This is a genomic window from Mesorhizobium sp. M1273 (assembly GCF_040318195.1).
Lineage (GTDB): Bacteria > Pseudomonadota > Alphaproteobacteria > Rhizobiales > Rhizobiaceae > Mesorhizobium.
The window spans coordinates 1-17853 of record NZ_JAMYLV010000013.1; the positions used below are offsets into that span (position 1 = coordinate 1).

At 63.4% G+C, this 17853-nt stretch carries 17 protein-coding genes and 1 pseudogene; 12 read left to right on the forward strand and 6 right to left on the reverse strand.

The window, feature by feature from the left end; translation table 11 throughout:
- Positions 1-696: pseudogene (locus NKH30_RS15715) on the forward strand (sugar-binding transcriptional regulator); the annotation flags it as partial.
- Between the two features lie 75 nt (positions 697-771).
- Here the strand turns inward: NKH30_RS15715 and NKH30_RS15720 are convergent.
- A complete protein-coding gene (locus NKH30_RS15720; protein WP_352996095.1) occupies positions 772-957 on the reverse strand; it encodes a hypothetical protein in 186 nt (61 codons plus the stop codon).
- A gap of 110 nt (positions 958-1067) precedes the next feature.
- Between NKH30_RS15720 and NKH30_RS15725 the strand changes: the two genes are divergently transcribed.
- The 9 genes from NKH30_RS15725 to NKH30_RS15765 all read left to right on the forward strand — a co-directional run bounded on the left by NKH30_RS15725 (position 1068) and on the right by NKH30_RS15765 (position 10981).
- A complete protein-coding gene (locus tag NKH30_RS15725; protein ID WP_352996097.1) occupies positions 1068-1979 on the forward strand; it encodes a LysR substrate-binding domain-containing protein in 912 nt (303 codons plus the stop codon).
- A 214-nt stretch (positions 1980-2193) separates the two neighbouring features.
- Positions 2194-3504, forward strand: coding sequence for an ABC transporter substrate-binding protein (locus tag NKH30_RS15730; RefSeq protein ID WP_352814026.1), 1311 nt, complete (start codon positions 2194-2196; stop codon positions 3502-3504).
- Between the two features lie 114 nt (positions 3505-3618).
- Entirely contained in the window at positions 3619-4491 is an 873-nt protein-coding gene (locus tag NKH30_RS15735) for a carbohydrate ABC transporter permease (protein WP_023676993.1), read from the forward strand.
- A gap of 11 nt (positions 4492-4502) precedes the next feature.
- Positions 4503-5327, forward strand: coding sequence for a carbohydrate ABC transporter permease (locus NKH30_RS15740; RefSeq protein ID WP_023676992.1), 825 nt, complete (start codon positions 4503-4505; stop codon positions 5325-5327).
- A 51-nt stretch (positions 5328-5378) separates the two neighbouring features.
- Complete coding sequence (locus NKH30_RS15745) at positions 5379-6383, forward strand: ABC transporter ATP-binding protein (RefSeq protein WP_023676991.1); 1005 nt, start codon at positions 5379-5381, stop codon at positions 6381-6383.
- Positions 6380-7150 (forward strand): L-iditol 2-dehydrogenase, encoded by a 771-nt coding sequence (locus NKH30_RS15750; RefSeq protein WP_352449477.1) that lies wholly within the window; start codon positions 6380-6382, stop codon positions 7148-7150. Before NKH30_RS15745 ends, NKH30_RS15750 begins: the two co-directional genes overlap by 4 nt.
- A gap of 70 nt (positions 7151-7220) precedes the next feature.
- Positions 7221-8699: a mannitol dehydrogenase family protein gene (locus tag NKH30_RS15755; RefSeq protein ID WP_352996099.1), complete on the forward strand. Its 1479-nt coding sequence runs from the start codon at positions 7221-7223 to the stop codon at positions 8697-8699.
- 15 nt (positions 8700-8714) lie between these two features.
- Positions 8715-9398, forward strand: a complete 684-nt coding sequence (locus NKH30_RS15760; protein ID WP_352449475.1) for an HAD family hydrolase — start codon at positions 8715-8717, stop codon at positions 9396-9398.
- Positions 9395-10981 carry an FGGY-family carbohydrate kinase gene (locus NKH30_RS15765; RefSeq protein WP_352615071.1) on the forward strand — a complete coding sequence of 529 codons (1587 nt, stop codon included), beginning with the start codon at positions 9395-9397 and terminating at the stop codon, positions 10979-10981. Before NKH30_RS15760 ends, NKH30_RS15765 begins: the two co-directional genes overlap by 4 nt.
- 13 nt (positions 10982-10994) lie before the next feature.
- Here NKH30_RS15765 and NKH30_RS15770 read toward each other — a convergent pair whose 3' ends face one another.
- Complete coding sequence (locus NKH30_RS15770; RefSeq protein ID WP_352996188.1) at positions 10995-11576, reverse strand: histidine phosphatase family protein; 582 nt, start codon at positions 11574-11576, stop codon at positions 10995-10997.
- A gap of 233 nt (positions 11577-11809) precedes the next feature.
- Here NKH30_RS15770 and NKH30_RS15775 point away from each other — a divergent pair, with 233 nt between their 5' ends.
- Complete coding sequence (locus NKH30_RS15775) at positions 11810-13213, forward strand: MATE family efflux transporter (protein ID WP_352814018.1); 1404 nt, start codon at positions 11810-11812, stop codon at positions 13211-13213.
- A 16-nt stretch (positions 13214-13229) separates the two neighbouring features.
- Here the strand turns inward: NKH30_RS15775 and NKH30_RS15780 are convergent, their stop codons facing one another.
- From NKH30_RS15780 to speB, 4 genes are all read right to left on the reverse strand, one after another.
- Entirely contained in the window at positions 13230-13877 is a 648-nt protein-coding gene (locus tag NKH30_RS15780; RefSeq protein ID WP_352539924.1) for an amino acid ABC transporter permease, read from the reverse strand.
- Positions 13874-14542 carry an amino acid ABC transporter permease gene (locus tag NKH30_RS15785; protein WP_352663666.1) on the reverse strand — a complete coding sequence of 223 codons (669 nt, stop codon included), beginning with the start codon at positions 14540-14542 and terminating at the stop codon, positions 13874-13876. Before NKH30_RS15785 ends, NKH30_RS15780 begins: the two co-directional genes overlap by 4 nt.
- Before the next feature lie 6 nt (positions 14543-14548).
- Positions 14549-15358 carry a transporter substrate-binding domain-containing protein gene (locus NKH30_RS15790; RefSeq protein WP_352970223.1) on the reverse strand — a complete coding sequence of 270 codons (810 nt, stop codon included), beginning with the start codon at positions 15356-15358 and terminating at the stop codon, positions 14549-14551.
- 136 nt (positions 15359-15494) lie between these two features.
- Positions 15495-16556, reverse strand: a complete 1062-nt coding sequence (gene speB, locus NKH30_RS15795) for an agmatinase (RefSeq protein WP_352970221.1) — start codon at positions 16554-16556, stop codon at positions 15495-15497.
- 183 nt (positions 16557-16739) lie between these two features.
- Between speB and gcvA the strand changes: the two genes are divergently transcribed.
- Positions 16740-17714: a transcriptional regulator GcvA gene (gene gcvA / locus NKH30_RS15800; RefSeq protein WP_023676980.1), complete on the forward strand. Its 975-nt coding sequence runs from the start codon at positions 16740-16742 to the stop codon at positions 17712-17714.
- The last annotated feature ends 139 nt before the right edge of the window (positions 17715-17853 follow it).

Here is a 17853-nt window from a genome sequence, read left to right on the forward strand (position 1 = left end):
TCCCTTTTTTTTCCTCCCCCGTAATTGGGGGCGCCGTTGGGGGGGGGGCCGTTTCCCAACGGGGGGGGGGGGGCGCGGGTGCTTTTGTTATGGGGTTGGGCAACGGGCCGCACGCTGAAGGCCGCGATCGAGCAACTGCCGCCGATGGAATGCCCGCAGCACAAAGTGGTGTCGCTGACGGGCAACATCTCGCCGGACGGCTCGGCGGCCTTCTACAACGTCATCTTCACCATGGCCGACAGGGTCAAGGCGCGTTCGTTTCCGATGCCTTTGCCGGTCATCGCTTCCTCGCCCGAGGAGCGCGAGATGCTGCTCAGCCAGCCGATGATCCAGCCGACGCTGGCGCTTGCGGCCGAGGCCGACGTCACCTTTGTCGGCATCGGCGATCTCGGCCCGAAGGCGCCGCTTTACGAGGACGGCTTCATTTCGGAGGGTGAATTAAAGGCGCTGCAGAAGGCCGGCGGCGTCGCCGAGATCGTCGGCTGGGTATTCGATCGTGACGGCCGCATGATCGAGGGCATCACCAATGATCGAGTGTCGTCGGCACCGCTGCCGTCGCGCGAAAAGTCGCTGGTGATCGCGCTTGCCATGGGCGACCGCAAGCTGCCGGGCATCTTCGCCGCCGTCAACCGGCGGCTGGTCAACGGCCTCATCACCGATGAGCGGACCGCCGCCGCCTTGCTGGCGGGCGCATGATCTCCGAGCCGCTGGCGGTCGGAAACGATCATGTGAAATCGAAACGCATCTGAATCCCCGATAAAACGAGCGTCACTACTGGTGCCGGCCGCAAGGATCGTTGCCGTCGAGAAAGCCCATGTCGCGCTGCAGATGCGGCGGCAGCTCCCGGACATCGAGATAGGCCCGTTTCCGCGCCGCGTGGCTTGCCAATCCCCGCGCCAGCCGTGAAAACCAGCCATGGGCTGGAGCAAGAAGCAGCTTTTCCTGTATTGTGGTCATGATCGTCAGCCTTCGCTATCTCTAGGCGTAATTGATCTTCAATACGGAATATCGGTAGGACCGGCCGGTGCCGCCAATCAAACATCGATCACTGCCCATAAGGAGGGCTTATGCCGGAGCTCAATTCACGACAGCTGGTTTCGCAGCTTCCTCCGCTTCAGGCGATCCGGGTGTTCGAGGCGGTGGCGCGGCATCTCTCGTTCACCAAGGCCGCCCAGGAGCTTGGGATGACGCAGGCGGCGGCAAGCTATCAGATCAAGCTTCTGGAGGAGCGCATCGGCGCGCCCCTGTTCTTGCGCCAGCCAAAACAGATCGTGCTGACCGAACCCGGCCAGCGCCTGGCGCCCGCGGTCAGCGAGGCGTTCGCGCTGTTGAGCGGCGCCTATGCCGCCGCGCGCACCGGCGCCGACGGCTTGCTTTGCGTTTCGACGCTGCTGACATTTGCCTCCAACTGGCTGGCGCAGCATCTCGGTTCATTCCAGGTCGCGCATCCGTCGCTGGCGGTGCGCGTCGATACTTCGAACAGGGTTGTCGACTTTGCCAGAGAGGATATCGACACCGCCATCCGCTCCGGCGGCGGCAACTGGCCGGGCGTCGAGACCCATATGCTTTTCAGGGCCGATTTCACGCCGGTCCTTAGTCCAAAGCTCGCGGCAAGCATCGGCGGCGTCAAGGAGCCGGCCGACCTGCTGCGGCTGCCGATCCTCGACCCGGGTGACATCTGGTGGCGGGACTGGTTTGCCGCCGCCGGCCTGCCGGTCGAGGAGCTGGCCAAGCGTCCCGGCACCAGCATGGGCGCGCAGGCCTACGAGGCCAATGCCGCGATTGCCGGCCACGGCGTGGCGATCGTTACCAAGGCGCTGTTCAAGACCGAACTTGCCGACGGCCGCCTGATCCAGCCCTTTGATCTGGTCGGTGACGACGGCCACGCCTATTGGCTGGTCTATCCGACGGCACGACGCAACGTGCCGAAAATCCGCGCCTTCCGCGATTGGATCCTGAGCGAGATCGCTTGCCAGTAGGCTGAATCCCAGCAAGCCCGATAGCAAAGCGCCGGGCCCAATCAGCCCGGCCGAATCCTTCGTCAGGCATGCCGCAACCGTCCCAGGCTTGCCGCTGCACGAGACCCGGCGTGCTGCGCTGCAGCAACGAATCCGTCTTGACATAATTCATCGCAAGTGAGTAATTGCTCACAGCCAAGGCAAATGCTCATCTTGGTTTATGGGAGGAATTTTGATGAAACTTCGCACGTTCACCCTAGGCCTGTTCTCGGCCAGCGCCCTCGCTTTCGCCGCGCATGCCGAATCCATCACCATCGCCACGGTCAACAATGGCGACATGGTCCGCATGCAGAAGCTGACCGACGACTTCACCGCCAAGAATCCCGACGTCCAGCTGCAGTGGGTCACGCTCGAGGAAAACGTCCTGCGCGAGCGCGTCACCACCGACATCGCCACCAAGGGTGGCCAGTACGACGTGATGACCATCGGCACCTATGAAGTGCCGATCTGGGCCAAGCAGAACTGGCTTTTGCCGCTCGACAAGCTCGGCGACGATTACGACGTCAAGGACATCATCCCGGCCATAGCCGGCGGCCTGTCGGTCGACGGCAAGCTCTACGCAGCCCCGTTCTACGGCGAAAGCTCCTTCGTCATGTACCGCAAGGACCTGATGGAAAAGGCCGGGCTCAAGATGCCCGATGCACCGACCTGGGACTTCATCAAGCAGGCCGCCGACAAGATGACCGACCGCGCCAACGGCGTGAACGGCGTCTGCCTGCGCGGCAAGGCCGGCTGGGGCGAGAACATGGCCTTCCTGACCGCCATGTCGAACTCGTTCGGCGCGCGCTGGTTCGACGAGAACTGGAAGCCGCAATTCGACCAGCCCGAATGGAAGAACACGCTGCAGTTCTATGTCGACCTGATGAAGGCCGACGGCCCCGAGGGCGCGTCGTCCAACGGTTTCAACGAAAACCTGGCGCTGTTCCAGCAGGGCAAATGCGGCATGTGGATCGACGCTACCGTCGCTGCCTCCTTCGTTTCCGACCCGAAGAACTCCACCGTCGCCGACAAGGTCGGCTATGCGCTGGCGCCGGACAATGGCCTCGGCAAGCGCGGCAATTGGCTGTGGGCATGGTCGCTAGCCATCCCCGCCGGCACGCAGAAGGCCGACGCCGCTCAAAAGTTCGTATCCTGGGCAACCAGCAAGCACTATGCCGAGCTCGTCGCCTCGAAGGAAGGCTGGGCCAACGTTCCGCCGGGAACGCGCTCGTCGCTCTATGCCAATCCCGAATACCAGAAGGCAGCACCTTTCGCCAAGATGACGCTGGACTCGATCAACTCCGCCGATCCGACGCACCCGACCGTCAAGCCGGTGCCTTATGTCGGCGTCCAGTTCGTCGCCATTCCTGAGTTCCAGGGTCTCGGCACCACCGTCGGCCAGCTCTTCTCGGCGGCACTTGCCGGCCAGTCGAGCGTCGACGATGCCTTGAAGCAGGCGCAGGACGCCGCCACCGCGACGATGACCGAAGGCGGTTACATCAAGTAAGCTCCTCCCGGTGCCGGTTGCCAATGGCGACCGGCAACGGCCGCCCGAATCCCAGTTCGGGTGGCCAGCTTTCACACCGCTGAAAAACTTGGCCGACCTCGAAGGGTGACCGTCATGGCTACTCAGCAGACCCGTTCGCTTGCCCGTTTCATGATGGCGCCATCCGTGGTGCTGCTGCTGGTCTGGATGATTGTGCCGCTGGCATTCACGCTGTGGTTTTCCTTCCAGCAATACAACCCGCTCAATCCGATGCGCGACGGCTTCGTCGGGTTTTCGAACTACGCGCTGTTCTATTCCAACCCGGCATTCCTGCAGTCGATCCTCAACACGCTCACCATCGTCGTCAGCGTGCTTTTGATCACGGTGATTGGCGGTATTCTGCTCGCCCTTCTGCTCGATCAGCCGATGTGGGGACAGGGCATCGTCCGCATCCTTGTCATCTCGCCGTTCTTCGTCATGCCACCGGTGGCAGCACTGGTCTGGAAGAACATGATCATGCATCCGCAGTACGGGGTTTTCGCCGATATTGCGCGCTTCTTCGGCGGGCAGCCGATCGATTGGTTCGGGCAGCACCCGCTCCTGGCGATCATCATCATCGTTGCCTGGCAATGGCTGCCGTTTGCTACGCTGATCCTGTTGACCGCGCTTCAGTCGCTCGACGTCGAGCAGAAGGAAGCCGCCGAAATGGACGGCGCCGGCTTCATCAGCCGCTTCATCTATTTGACGCTGCCTCACATGTCGCGCGCCATAACCGTCGTCATCCTGATCCAGACGATCTTCCTGCTGTCGGTCTATGCCGAGATCCTCGTCACCACCAACGGCGGCCCGGGTTACGCCTCCACCAACCTGCCCTTCCTCGTCTATCAGAAGGCATTGCTGGAGTTCAAAATCGGCCAGGCGTCCGCCGGCGGTATCATTGCCGTCATTCTCGCCAACATCGTTGCCTTCTTCGCCATGCGCGCTGTCGGCAAGAACCTGGATAAATAAGGGAGGATAAGATGGCACGTGCAGTCACCACCCAGCACAAGACGATTGCTACCGCGGCCGCCTGGATCGTCGCGCTGCTGATCTTCTTCCCGATCCTCTATACGATCATCACCTCGTTCAAGTCGGAGCAGGAGGCTATCCAGGGCTTCAACCTGTTCCCGTCGGGAACCACGGAGAGCTATTCCGAGGTCCAGGCGCAGAACGGCTATTTCAAATTCTTCCTGAACTCGGTGTTCCTGTCGGTCGGCTCGACCATCCTGGCTCTGCTCGTCGCCATACCGGCGGCATGGTCGATGGCGTTTTCGCCGGGCAAACGCACCAAGGACATCCTGATGTGGATGCTTTCCACCAAGATGATGCCGGCCGTCGCCGTGCTGTTTCCGATCTATCTGATCTTCCGCGATACCGGTCTGCTCGACAGCCGCATCGGCCTGATGGTCATGCTGATGCTGATCAACCTGCCGATCGTGGTCTGGATGCTTTACACCTATTTTCGCGAGATCCCGGGGGAGATCCTGGAAGCGGCGCGCATGGACGGCGCATCGCTCTGGAACGAGATCATCTACGTGCTGACGCCGATGGCGGTCCCCGGCATCGCCTCGACCATGCTGCTCAACATCATTCTCGCCTGGAACGAGGCGTTCTGGACGATCCGGCTGACCACCACCGAGGCCGCGCCGCTCACCGCTTTCATCAGCTCCTTCTCCAGCCCGCAGGGGCTGTTCTGGGCCAAGCTTTCGGCCGCCTCGACGCTGGCGATCGCGCCGATCCTGATCATGGGCTGGTTCAGCCAGAAGCAGCTGGTCCGAGGCCTGACATTCGGTGCGGTAAAGTAGCGGGCATCGCCTGACGCAAAACGAAAAGATAGCCCTTCGGGGGAGGAAACCATGGGAAACATCACGCTCAAGAACGTCTCCAAATCCTTCGGGGCGACGTCCATCATCCCCGGCCTCGATCTGGTCATCGAGGACGGAGAGTTCGTCGTCTTCGTCGGCCCGTCGGGCTGCGGCAAATCCACCTTGTTGCGTCTGATCGCCGGCCTCGAGGATACCAGCGGCGGCACCATCATCATCGATGGCCGCGACGTCACCGGCGAGGCGCCGGCCAAGCGCAAGCTGGCTATGGTGTTCCAGTCCTATGCTCTCTACCCGCACATGACGGTGGCCAAGAACATCGCCTTCCCGCTGAAGATGGCGGGCGAGGACCAGGCGACCATCGACAAGAAGGTGAAGGACGCCGCGCGGATCCTGAACCTCACCAACTACCTCGACCGCCGCCCCGGCCAGCTCTCCGGCGGCCAGCGGCAGCGCGTCGCCATCGGCCGCGCCATCGTGCGCCAGCCATCGGCCTTCCTGTTCGACGAGCCTTTGTCCAATCTCGACGCGGCGCTGCGCGGTACCATGCGGCTGGAGATCAGCGAGCTGCATCACCAGCTCAAGACCACCATGGTCTACGTCACCCACGACCAGATCGAGGCGATGACCATGGCCGACAAGATCGTCGTGCTCAATGCCGGCAATATCGAGCAGGTCGGCTCGCCGATGGAGCTCTATAAGACGCCGAAGAACCTGTTCGTCGCCGGCTTCATAGGTTCGCCGAAGATGAACCTGATCGAAGGCGCGCCGGCCGCCAAATATGGCGCCAAGACAGTCGGCATCCGCCCGGAGCATATGAACATTTCGAAGACGTCAGGCGACTGGAAGGCGACGGTCGGGGTTGCCGAGCATCTCGGCTCCGACACGTTTTTGCACGTCCAGGCGGATGGTGTCGGGCAGCTGACGGTGCGTGCCGACGGCGAGTTGGCCGCCCATCACGGCGACACAATCTACCTGACGCCGGAAAAGGCCAAGCTGCATCGTTTCGGCGCCGACGGGAAGGCGATGCTGCAATGAGGCTCCGGGGTAAATCGGCGCTGATTACCGGATCGGCGCGTGGCATCGGCAGGGCGTTTGCCGAAGCCTACATGCGCGAAGGGGCGACGGTCGCGATTGGCGACATCAATCTCGAAGCCGCCGAGAAGACGGCTTCGGAAATCGGCCGCAATGCCTACGCGGTAAAGCTCGACGTCACCGATCTCGCGTCTATCGATGAGGCCGTCAAGGCGGTCGAAGCCAGGGCCGGCGGCCTCGATATCTTGATCAACAACGCTGCTTTGTTCGACTTGGCGCCGATCGTCGAGATCACCAAGACAAGCTACGACAAATTGTTTTCGGTCAACGTCGCCGGCACGCTGTTTACGTTGCAGGCCGCCGCACGTTCTATGATTGCCCGCGGCAAGGGCGGCAAGATCATCAATATGGCAAGCCAGGCCGGGCGCCGCGGCGAGGCGGTGGTTGCCGTCTACTGCGCCACCAAGGCCGCGGTCATCTCGCTCACCCAGTCGGCAGGGCTCGACCTGATCAAACACCGCATCAACGTCAATGCCATCGCCCCGGGTGTCGTCGACGGCGAGCATTGGGACCATGTCGATGCATTGTTCGCCAAGTTCGAGAACCGGCCGAGGGGCGAGAAGAAGAGGCTGGTCGGCGAAGCCGTGCCTTATGGCCGCATGGGCACGGCGCAAGACCTCACCGGCATGGCGGTGTTCCTGGCCAGCGATGAGGCCGAGTACATCGTCGCCCAGACCTATAATGTCGATGGCGGCCAGTGGATGAGTTGAGGGGGCGAAGGCGCTCTTCCCCCCGTCTCCTCCACGGGGGGAAGAGCCGTCCCGCTAAAGGGTAAAGCAGATGACCGTGAAACTCTCTTCTTCCATCCTCGCCAAGCTGCCGCCCAAGGTCGCCGGCCCGAAATACGATCGCGCCGCGCTCAAGGCCGGCATCGTGCATTTCGGCGTCGGCAATTTCCATCGCTCGCACCAGGCCGTCTATCTCGACGACCTGTTCAATTCGGGTGTCGGCCACGACTGGGCCATTGTCGGCGCCGGCGTCTTCGAAGGCGAGAAGGTCGGCCGCGGCAAGTTGCAGGAGCAGGACTGGCTGACCACCGTGGTCGAGCAGGACAGCGGCCATATGAGCGCGCGCGTCACCGGCGTCATGATCGACTTCCTGGTGCCGGGCGATGCGGCCGCAATCGTCGAGCGGCTTGCCGATCCGGCGATCAAGATCGTCTCCCTGACCATAACCGAGGGCGGCTATTTCATCGATCCGGCATCCGGCGTCTTCAATCCGACACATCCCGACATCGTTGCCGACGCTGAGCCGGGGGCGACGCCGAAGACCGTCTTCGGCCTCGTTCTCGCCGGGCTGCTGCGCCGCCGCGCCGACGGTATCGTGCCCTTCACAATCATGTCCTGCGACAACATTCCCCATAACGGCCACGTCACCTCAGATGGCGTCATCGGCCTTGCGCGGCTGATCGACGAAGGTTTGGCAAACTGGGTGAGCGAGAACGTTACCTTTCCCAATGGCATGGTCGACCGCATCACGCCGGCCACCACCGACCGCGAGCGCGGCATTCTCTCCAGCGAGTTCGGCCTCGACGACAATTGGCCGGTGTTTTGCGAACCGTTCAAGCAATGGGTGCTGGAGGACCGTTTCACCGACGGCCGCCCGCCGCTGGAAAAAGTCGGCGTGCAGTTCGTCAGCGACGTCGCGCCCTATGAGCTGATGAAGATCCGCATCCTCAACGGCGGCCATGCGACCATCGCCTATCCGGCCGGGCTGATGGACATCCATTTCGTCCATGAGGCGATGCAGGAGCCGCTGGTACGCGGCTTCCTCGACAAGCTCGAGCATGACGAAATCATCCCGACCGTGCCGCCGGTTCCGGACACCGACCTCGAAGATTACTACCAGCTCATCGAGCACCGCTTCTCCAATCCGAAGATCGGCGACACCATACGCCGGCTTTGCCTCGACGGCTCCAACCGCCAGCCGAAATTCATCATCCCGACCATCACCGACCGGCTGAAGGCTGGCAAAAGTGTCACCGGCCTTGCGCTGGAATCGGCGCTCTGGTGTCGCTACTGCTTCGGCACGACGGATTCCGGTGCCGTCACCGAGCCCAACGACCCGAACTGGGGCCGGTTGCAGGCGACGGCCAAGGCGGCCAGGGACATGCCTGCCGCCTGGCTTGCCATGGAGGACATCTATGGCGATGTCGGCCGCTCGCCGCCGTTCGCTGAAGCCTTCGGCCAAGCGCTGAGACTGCTGTGGGCGGACGGCGCGCGCGCGACACTGACGCGCTATCTCGCCGGCGACCTCTGAAGCCGATCCAGCGCGATGACGCCTGAACTGGTCATTTTCGACTGTGACGGCGTGCTGGTGGACAGTGAGATGCTGTCCGTCTCGGCATTGCTGGAGATGATCGCGCTTGCCGGTGGCAACGTCAGCGAGGACATTGCCTACGAGCACTTCCTCGGCAAGAGCATGAAGAGCGTCCGCGAAATCCTCGCAAGCGACTTCGGGCTCGATCTCACCGAGCAGCATCTGACCGAGATGCGCTCCGAACTGATGCGCAGATTCCGCGAGGAGCTGAAACCGATGCCAGGTATCGCACAGGTCCTGCCGAGGCTCGGCGTACCGTGCTGCGTCGCCTCCTCCGGCACCCTGGAACGCATCCGCTATGCGCTCGACGTTACCGGGTTGCTTGGGCTGCTGGAGCCGCATTTGTTCAGCGCCGCCATGGTGGCGCGGGGCAAACCGGCGCCCGATCTCTTTCTCCATGCAGCAGATAAAATGAGAGCGGCCCCGCGAAACTGCCTCGTCGTCGAGGACAGCCCGGCCGGCATCGAAGCGGCGCGGGCGGCCGGCATGCGCGTCCTTGCCTTCACCGGCGGCTCGCACACCGGCAACCCGGCATTGAAAGCGCGGCTTGCGTCGAGTGAGCCGGACTTTATATTCGCTGACATGCTGCAATTGCCCGATCTGATTGCAGGCCTGGGAGCGAGAGCAAGAACACCTTGACCAACAGTTTCGTTTGCGCGGTCGATGTCGGCACCGGAAGCGCTCGTGCCGGCATTCTCGACACCGGTGGCGCCTTGCTCGGCCGCGCCGAGCACCCGATCGCCATGCAACAGCCGAAGGCCGATCATGCCGAGCACGATTCGCAGGATATATGGTCGGCGGTGTGCATGGCCGTCCGCGCTGCCCGCGAAAAGGCGGGCGTGCGGGCCGAGGATATCGTCGGCATCTCCTTTGATGCCACCTGCTCGCTGGTGGTGCGAGACCGGCATGGCGGCCAGCTCAGCGTGTCCGTCACTGGTGAAAGGCGCTGGGACACCATTGTCTGGCTCGACCATCGCGCAATTGCCGAGGCCGACGAATGCACTGAAAGCGGCCACGCTGTGCTCGACTATATCGGCGGCGTCATGTCGCCGGAAATGGAGACGCCGAAGCTGATGTGGCTGAAGCGCAACCTGCCCGGAACATGGAACGAAGCCGGCTATCTATTCGACCTCACCGACTTCCTCACCTGGAAGGCAAGCGGCTCGCTCTCCCGTTCACAATGCACGCTGACCGCCAAATGGACCTATCTAGCCCATGAAGCGACCGGCTGGCGGCGCGACTTCTTCGAAGCCGTCGGGCTCGGCGATGTCTTTGAGCACGGCAACCTGCCGGAAAAGGCAAGCCCGGTCGGTGCCGATATCGGCCCGCTCGGCGCGCAAGCCGCGACGGAGCTTGGCCTCACCGAAAAATGCCGGGTCGGCGCCGGCGTCATCGATGCCTATGCCGGCGCGCTTGGCGTGCTCGGCGGTTTCGCCGGTGACGCGACGAACATCGGCCGCCATCTGGCCCTGATTGCAGGTACGTCGAGTTGCGTCATGGCGATGTCGCCCGATCCGCAGCCTTTCGCCGGTGTCTGGGGCCCATATTACGGCGCAGCCCTTCCCGGCCTGTGGCTGTCGGAAGGTGGCCAGTCGGCCACCGGCGCGCTGCTCGACCACATCATCCGCTGGCATGGCGCTGGCGGCGAGCCGGATGCCGCCATGCATGCCAGAATTGCCCGCCGCGTCGCCGAGCTGCGCGCCGCCGAGGGCGACAACCTCGCCGCAAGGCTGCACGTGCTGCCCGATTTTCACGGCAACCGCTCCCCGCTCGCCGACCCGCATGCCGTCGGCGTCATCAGCGGGCTGACGCTGGATGCCTCCTTCGACAGTCTGTGCAAGCTCTACTGGCGCACCGCCGTCAGCGTCGCGCTTGGCGTCCGTCATGTGCTGGAAGCGCTGAACGAGAACGGCTATCTGATCGACACGCTGCACGTCACCGGCGGCCACACCAAGAACCCGCTGTTGATGGAGCTCTATGCCGATGCCACCGGCTGCACGGTGGTCGAGCCGCTGGCGGACGAGGCGGTGCTGCTCGGCACCGGCATGATTGCCGCCACCGCGGCTAGGCTTTTTCCCGATTTGAACGCTGCCTGCGTCGCCATGCAACAGGGCGGCAGGACGCGAGAGCCCAATCCGGCTGCCGCCGGCCGGTTCGATCGCGACTACCGCGTGTTTCTCGAAATGCACAGGCAAAGGCAGGCGCTGGACGCGATCCGATAAATCGGATCGGTTGCTATCTCTGGTTCCAGCGCCGGATGACCGGCTCGTCAAGGTCGTGCTCATAACCGAGCACGCTTATGCTGGCGGTATCCAGCACGAAAAACGCGCCGGCTTGCGGCGGCAGGCCGAGCCAGCGTGCGGCCAGCACTCTAAGGAAATGCGAGCTTGAGAAGACCAGGACATTGCTGCCGACCTCGCGCAACCGGCTGACGATCCGGTCCGCCCTCGAGCCGACATCCGTGGCGGACTCGCCGCTCGGGCAGCCGTCGCGAAAAAGACGCCAGCCGGGGCGCTCGGCGAGGATTTGCTTGGTGGTCAATCCCTCATAGGCACCATAATCCCACTCCGCCAGATCGTCCTTCTTCACGCCTGACGAGCCGAAGCCGGCCAGCGCACAGGTGTTGAAGGCGCGCTGCGACGGGCTCGACCACACCGCCGAGAAGGACAGGCCCTTGAGCCGCTCAGCGATCCGCCTTGCCGCTTCCTCGCCGGCCGGCGTCAGCGGTATGTCGGTTCGGCCGGTATGTTTTCCGGACGCACTCCATTCCGTCTCGCCATGCCGAACCAGATAGATTTCGGGAAACGCGCTCATCAGGCTGCCTTTCAAATGGATCTGCCGCGACCATAGCGGCTTCCATAGCCTCTCCAACAGCCTGCATGGAGCTGACTGGCTTAACCCTTCCGCAAGTCAGCCTCTTGCCACCGGTGCCTATTTCATAGACAAACTCGCCGTAATGCGGAATCCGGCCGATCTTGGCCATTTTCCGCGCTGAGACGCGGCTTCCGGCTCTTGCCGACGTGCCGCAATCGGATAGGCGGAAAACTAGAATGTCTGCGATCGAAGCCGACGCTCGCGCGCCGGAAAACCTTTGGCGTCGGGAAATCAGGGCGATGCTGGCGCTCGCCTGGCCGATGGTGCTGACCAATCTCGGCCAGACCGCGATGACCGCTACCGACGTCATGATGATGGGGCGGCTGGGGCCGGACACGCTGGCCAGCGGTGCGCTTGGTGCCAACCTCTACTTCATGCCGCTCATCTTCGGGCTCGGCCTGATGCTGGCGACCTCGCCGATGATGGCGACCGAGCTCGGCCGCCGTCGGCACTCGGTGCGCGACCTGCGCCGCACCGTGCGCCAGGGTCTGTGGCTGGCGATCCTCATTTGCATTCCGATATGGGCCCTTCTCTGGCACGGCGAGAGCGTGTTGCTGGCCATGGGTCAGGAACCGGCGTTGGCGCACCAGGCCGGCATCTATCTGCGCTGGCTCGAATGGGCGGTGCTGCCCTTTTTCGGCTACATCGTCCTGCGCTCGTTCATTTCGGCGCTGGAGCGGCCGGGCTGGGCACTGATCATCGTTTTCGTTGCCGTCGCCTGCAATGCCTTCTTCAACTGGCTGTTCATGTTCGGCAATCTCGGCATCCCTTCGATGGGCATCGCCGGCTCCGGCCTTGCCACCACTCTGTCCAGCACGCTGATGTTCGCCGGCATGGCGATGGTGGTGATGCTTGAGAAGAAGTTCCGGCGCTATCGTCTGTTCGGACGCTTCTGGCGCGCCGACTGGCCGCGCTTCAAGGGCCTGCTGCGGCTCGGCCTGCCGATCGCCGGCCTGCTGGCGTTCGAGGTGACGATCTTCAACGCGGCGGCCTTTCTCATGGGCCTGATCGATGCGGCTTCGCTTGCCGCCCATGCGATCGCCATCCAGATCGCCTCGATCACCTTCATGGTGCCGCTCGGCCTCAACCAGGCGGTGACGGTGCGCGTCGGACTTGCCCACGGCGCCGGCAATCCGGAAGGTGTCAGCCGGGCTGGCTGGACCGCCTATGTCGTCGGTGTCTCCTTCATGGCGCTGATGGGGCTAGTGATGATCCTGTGGCCGCATCTCTTGATCGGCGCCTTCATCGATCTGGGCAATCCGGCTAATGCCGAGGTGGTGGCGCTTGCCGTGTCGTTCCTCGCCTTTGCCGCGCTGTTCCAGGTTTTTGACGGTGCGCAGGCTGTCGCCAGCGGCATGCTGCGCGGCCTGCACGACACCAAGGTGCCGATGATCTATGCCGCGATCGGCTATTGGGGCATCGGGCTGCCGCTCGGCGTGCTGCTGGCCTTTCGTTTTGGCTTCAACGGCGTCGGCATCTGGATCGGCCTGTCGTCGGGACTGGCGGTGGTTGCGGCACTCCTGCTGGTGCGCTGGCTGCGGCGTGACAGGATCGCGCCGCCGCTGGTATTCGGGCGTTGAATTGCTGGTCGCCCGCTCAGCGGGCCGCCGCCCGTTGCTCGAGCGAACGTGCGTATTGCGTCAGCGGAAAGCACATGACGAAGAAGATCAGCGCTACCAGCCCATAGACTTTGAACGGTTCGAAGGTCGCATTGTTGATCGCGTTGGATGTCCTCACCAGCTCCTCGAAACCGATGATCGAGGTCAGCGCGGTCGACTTGATCAGCTGCACCAGGAAGCCGACGGTCGGTGCGCGGGTGATCGAAAACGCCTGAGGCAAGATGATCAGCCGGAGTTCATGCAGATAGTGCAGGCCGAGGCTGGCGCCGGCGTCCCACTGGCCGCGCGGCAGCGCATCGACGCCGCCGCGCCAGATCTCGGCGAGATAGGCGCTGGCGAAGAAGGTCAGGCCAAGCACCGCCGCGGTCCACGGCTCGATGCGCAGGCCCAGCATCGGCAAGCCGAAGAACATCAGGAAGAGCTGCATCAGCAGCGGCGTGCCCTGGAAAAGCGCGATGTAGCCGGAGGCAAACCGGCGCGCCCATTTATTCTTGGCGATCCGGAAGAACAGCACGATCATGCCGACCACGGCCCCGCCGACAAAGGCGGCCAGCGACAAGAGCACCGTCCAGCGCGCCGCCAGCAGCAGGTTGCGCAGAATGTCCCAGAAGGTGAATTCGATCATGACACGCCGGCTCCGAGAAGCCGGCGGCCGCCGCCGACCAGCAGCCGGCGCAGCCCAATCGACAGGGCGAGGTAGACCATCGTCACCACGAAATAGGTCTCGAAAGCCCGGAACGTGCGCGCCTGCAGCATGTCGGCTTCATAGGTCAGCTCGCGAACGGCGATCTGCGATACCACGGCGGATTCCAGCATCATGATGACGATCTGGCTGGTCAGCGCCGGATAGATCACCTTGAGCGCCTGCGGCAGCACGATCTTGATGAAGACCTGACGCGGCCTGAGCCCAAGCGCCAGTGCCGCTTCCGTCTGCCCGGGCGGCACCGCGTCGAGCCCGGCGCCAACGATCTCGATCGTATAGGCGGCCATGTTGAGCGTCATCGCCAACATGGCTGCCAACACCGGATCGAGCCTGACGCCGATGCTGGGCAGCCCGAAGAAGATGAAGAACAGCTGCACCAGGAACGGCGTGTTGCGGATCACCTCGACATAGACGCCGATCGCCCGCTTGAGCAGCAGCGGACCGTTCCGCCGCCCTGCCGCGCCGAGGATGCTGAGCAACGTTCCCGCCAGCGTGGTCACGGCGATCAACAGGATCGTCGTGGCCGCGCCGCGCGCGATCGCCCCTGTCGCCCCGGCAAGCCAGCCGAAGTCGAGGCTATACGTCACCGGCGATCAATCCTTGAGATTGGCGGGATCGAGCGGTGTCTTCAGCCAGGCCTTCGAGCTTTCGTCCAGTTTGCCGTCGGCCAGCATCTTGGCGACCGCATCGTTGACCGCTTGCTTGAGGCGGTCTTCCTTCTTGTTGAGGCCGATATGCGAGGGCGAGGTAAGAAGCTGGAATTTCTGCTCCGGCTTCAGTTCCTCCTGCCGGGCGAGCACCTGGGCGCCGACATCGTTGCCGACCACCATCAGTTGGGTCTGGCCCGAGATGAAAGCCTGGATGACGGAATTATAGTTGTCGAAACGGCGGATGTCGGCCGAGGCGGGTGCCGCCTCGGTCAGCGAGGTGTCCTCCAGCGTGCCGCGATTGACGGCGATCGACTTGTTGGCAAGGTCTTCCTTGCCTTTGACCGAGAGTGCTGCCGGGCCGATGACGGCGATGTAGTAGGGTGCGTAGGCGGCGGCGAAATCGATCACCTGCTCTCGCTCCTTGGAGTAGCCGACGCTCATCAGCAGGTCGACGCGCTTGTCGGTCAGGTACGGAATGCGGTTCTGGCCGGTCACGCTGACCAGATTGAGCTTGACCTTGAGCTGGTCGGCGATGGATTGCGCCACGTCGATGTCGTAGCCCTTGATGCTCATGTCGGCGCTGGCCGAGGAAAAGGGCGGGAAGTCGGAAAAGATGCCGACATTGATGGCGCCGGCCTTGGCGATGTCGTCGATCGCGTCGGCATTGACGGCCTGCGTGGTGAAAGCAAAACCGGTCGCGCCGAGCATCAGCACGGCGGCGATGGACGATTTGAGTTTCATGTGAAGTGTCATTGTCATTCCCCTGCTGGAAGCTTGTTTGTTTGAGTGCAACCGCCGGCTCCAGCGCGGCGGTCGCCTTTGGATTCTCTGGTGGACCATGATCTTCTCCGAAAACCGGTTCCCACTTTCGGGATCATGGTCGAGCGTGTCAGCCCGCCTTGCCGGTGATTGCCGGGCTGAAGACCATCAGGCTGAGGATCTCGAACAGCACCTGCGCGCCGGCGTGCGCCGTGTTGGTGGTCGCGTCGTACTGCGGTGCCACCTCGACCACGTCGCCGCCGACGATGTTGAGTCCCTTCAGGCCGCGCAGCAGCTCGAGCACTTCGCGCGTCGTCAGCCCGCCGACTTCCGGTGTGCCGGTGCCCGGCGCGAAGGCCGGATCGATGCTGTCAATGTCGAAGGAGACATAGGTCGGGCCGTCGCCGACTATCCTGCGCGCCTTCTCGATAATGGCGGGAATGCCGAGGCCGGTCACCTCTTCGGCATGCACGACGGTCATGCCGGACTCATAGGTGAACTCCCACAGATATTCGGCCGAGCCGCGAATGCCGATCTGGACGGTGCGGCTCGGGTCGAGCACGCCGTCCAGCACCGCGTTGCGGAACGGCCCGCCATGGTGGAACTTGGTCATGTCGAACAGGCCGCTGGTATCGCAATGAGCGTCGATATGGATCATGCCCACCGGCGCGTTCTTGCCGACCGCCTTCAGGATCGGGTGGCTGATCGAATGGTCGCCGCCGACAGACAAGGGCAGGACGCCGGCGTCGACGATCTGGTTGGTGCGGCGTTCGATGTCGTCATGGCTGGTCTCCAGCCGGTAGCGGCTCTGGAACGGCACGTCGCCGATGTCGGCGACCTTCAGCTCATGCGTCGGTGCGCATTCCAGCACATGATTGTAGGGGCCGATGCGCTCGATGGCGCGCAGCGCCCTTGGCCCGAAACGGGCGCCCGGCCGGTTGGTGACGCCCAGATCCATCGGCACACCGATCATCGCCACCTGCAGATCGCCGAAATCCGGATTGTCGGCGGCGATTTCACGATAGGGCGCCGCGAGGAAGGTCGGGATGCCGGAATAGGGCGCCAGTCGCGTGCCGGTCTTGGAGAAGATCTTGTCGGCGACACGCTGGAATTTCGGGTCGAACATTTCGCCGCCATGGCTCTCGCCGTATTTGCGGCGCAACGCTTCGAGCTTGCCGCGGTCGTAACCCATGTCGGTCCTCCATGGCTGGTGCGGCGCGCGGGCGGCGGCCTCGATAGCCGCAGCCGCCGGCTGCCTGCAGATTTCACGTCTTGATGCAATGCCTGGGCAAAGTGTCCCGTAGCTGCATTGAAAAATCAATTGATATTGTTAGCGTGTTATCTGTGAGAAAATCTCACAGAGCCTAGGGTCCAAATGGCCAAGCGTTTGCCACCGCTCAACCCGCTGCGCGCCTTCGAGGCGACGGCGCGCCACGCCTCGCTGAGCAAGGCGGCGGCTGAGCTCAACGTCACCCACGGCGCCATCAGCCATCAGATCAAGGCGCTCGAGCAATCGTTGGGTGTCAAGCTGTTCGAGCGTGCCGGTCAGCGGGTGAAGCTGACGCCGCACGGCGCCGAGTTGCTGCCGGCGGTGTCGACCGCCTTCGACGGCATTGCCGCCGCCACGCAGCGCATGACGAGACCGGCCAGCACCGGCGTTCTCTCTGTATCCTGCGTGCCGGCGCTACTGTTGCTGTGGATGATCCCGCGGCTGGGCAGCTTCACCTCGCAATATCCGGATATCAGGCTGACGCTGATCCCATCCAATGATGCCAAGGACGTCCGCGCACCGCACATCGATGTCTGCGTGCACTATGGTGACGGCAGCTGGACCGACTGCTGGATGCGCAAATGGTCGGGCCTCGAACTGTTCCCGGTGGTCAGCCCGACGCTGATCAACAACCGCCCGATCCGCACCGTCCGCGACCTCGCCGATCACGTCTTCCTGCATGGCGACGACGGCCGCGAATGGCATACCTGGCTGGCCGCCGCCGACGCGCTGGACCTCGAGCGCGGCCGTCGCCATCATCTCGGCGATGCGCGGATGGCGACCGAGGCCGCGGTTCACGGCCATGGCGTGGCGCTCGGCGATACGGTGACGGCAAGCGGACTGCTCGCCAGGGGCCTGCTTGTCGCCCCGTTCAGTCTTTCCGTGCCGGCCGTCGACGATTTCTACGTCGTCTGCCGCAACGAGATGCGGTCGGCGCCGATCGTGCAATTGTTCATCGATTGGCTGTTTGCCGAGAAAGAACAGGCCGACCGCCGCGCTGACGCACCGGTGGCAGGCCGCATCGGCATTCGCCGCAAGCGTCCGGCGCTCAAGGTGGTCGGCGCCAAGACCGCATCCTGAGGCCGAAACTGCCGTAGGCGCCGCTTGCAGCAGGGGCTTCTTTTTGTCGGGCCAGCCCGCAAAGCGGGAGGCGCGTTCAAAAATTCGATGCTAAGAGGCATTTGGAGCAATTCCAGGAAAAGTGCGCAGCGGTTTTCCG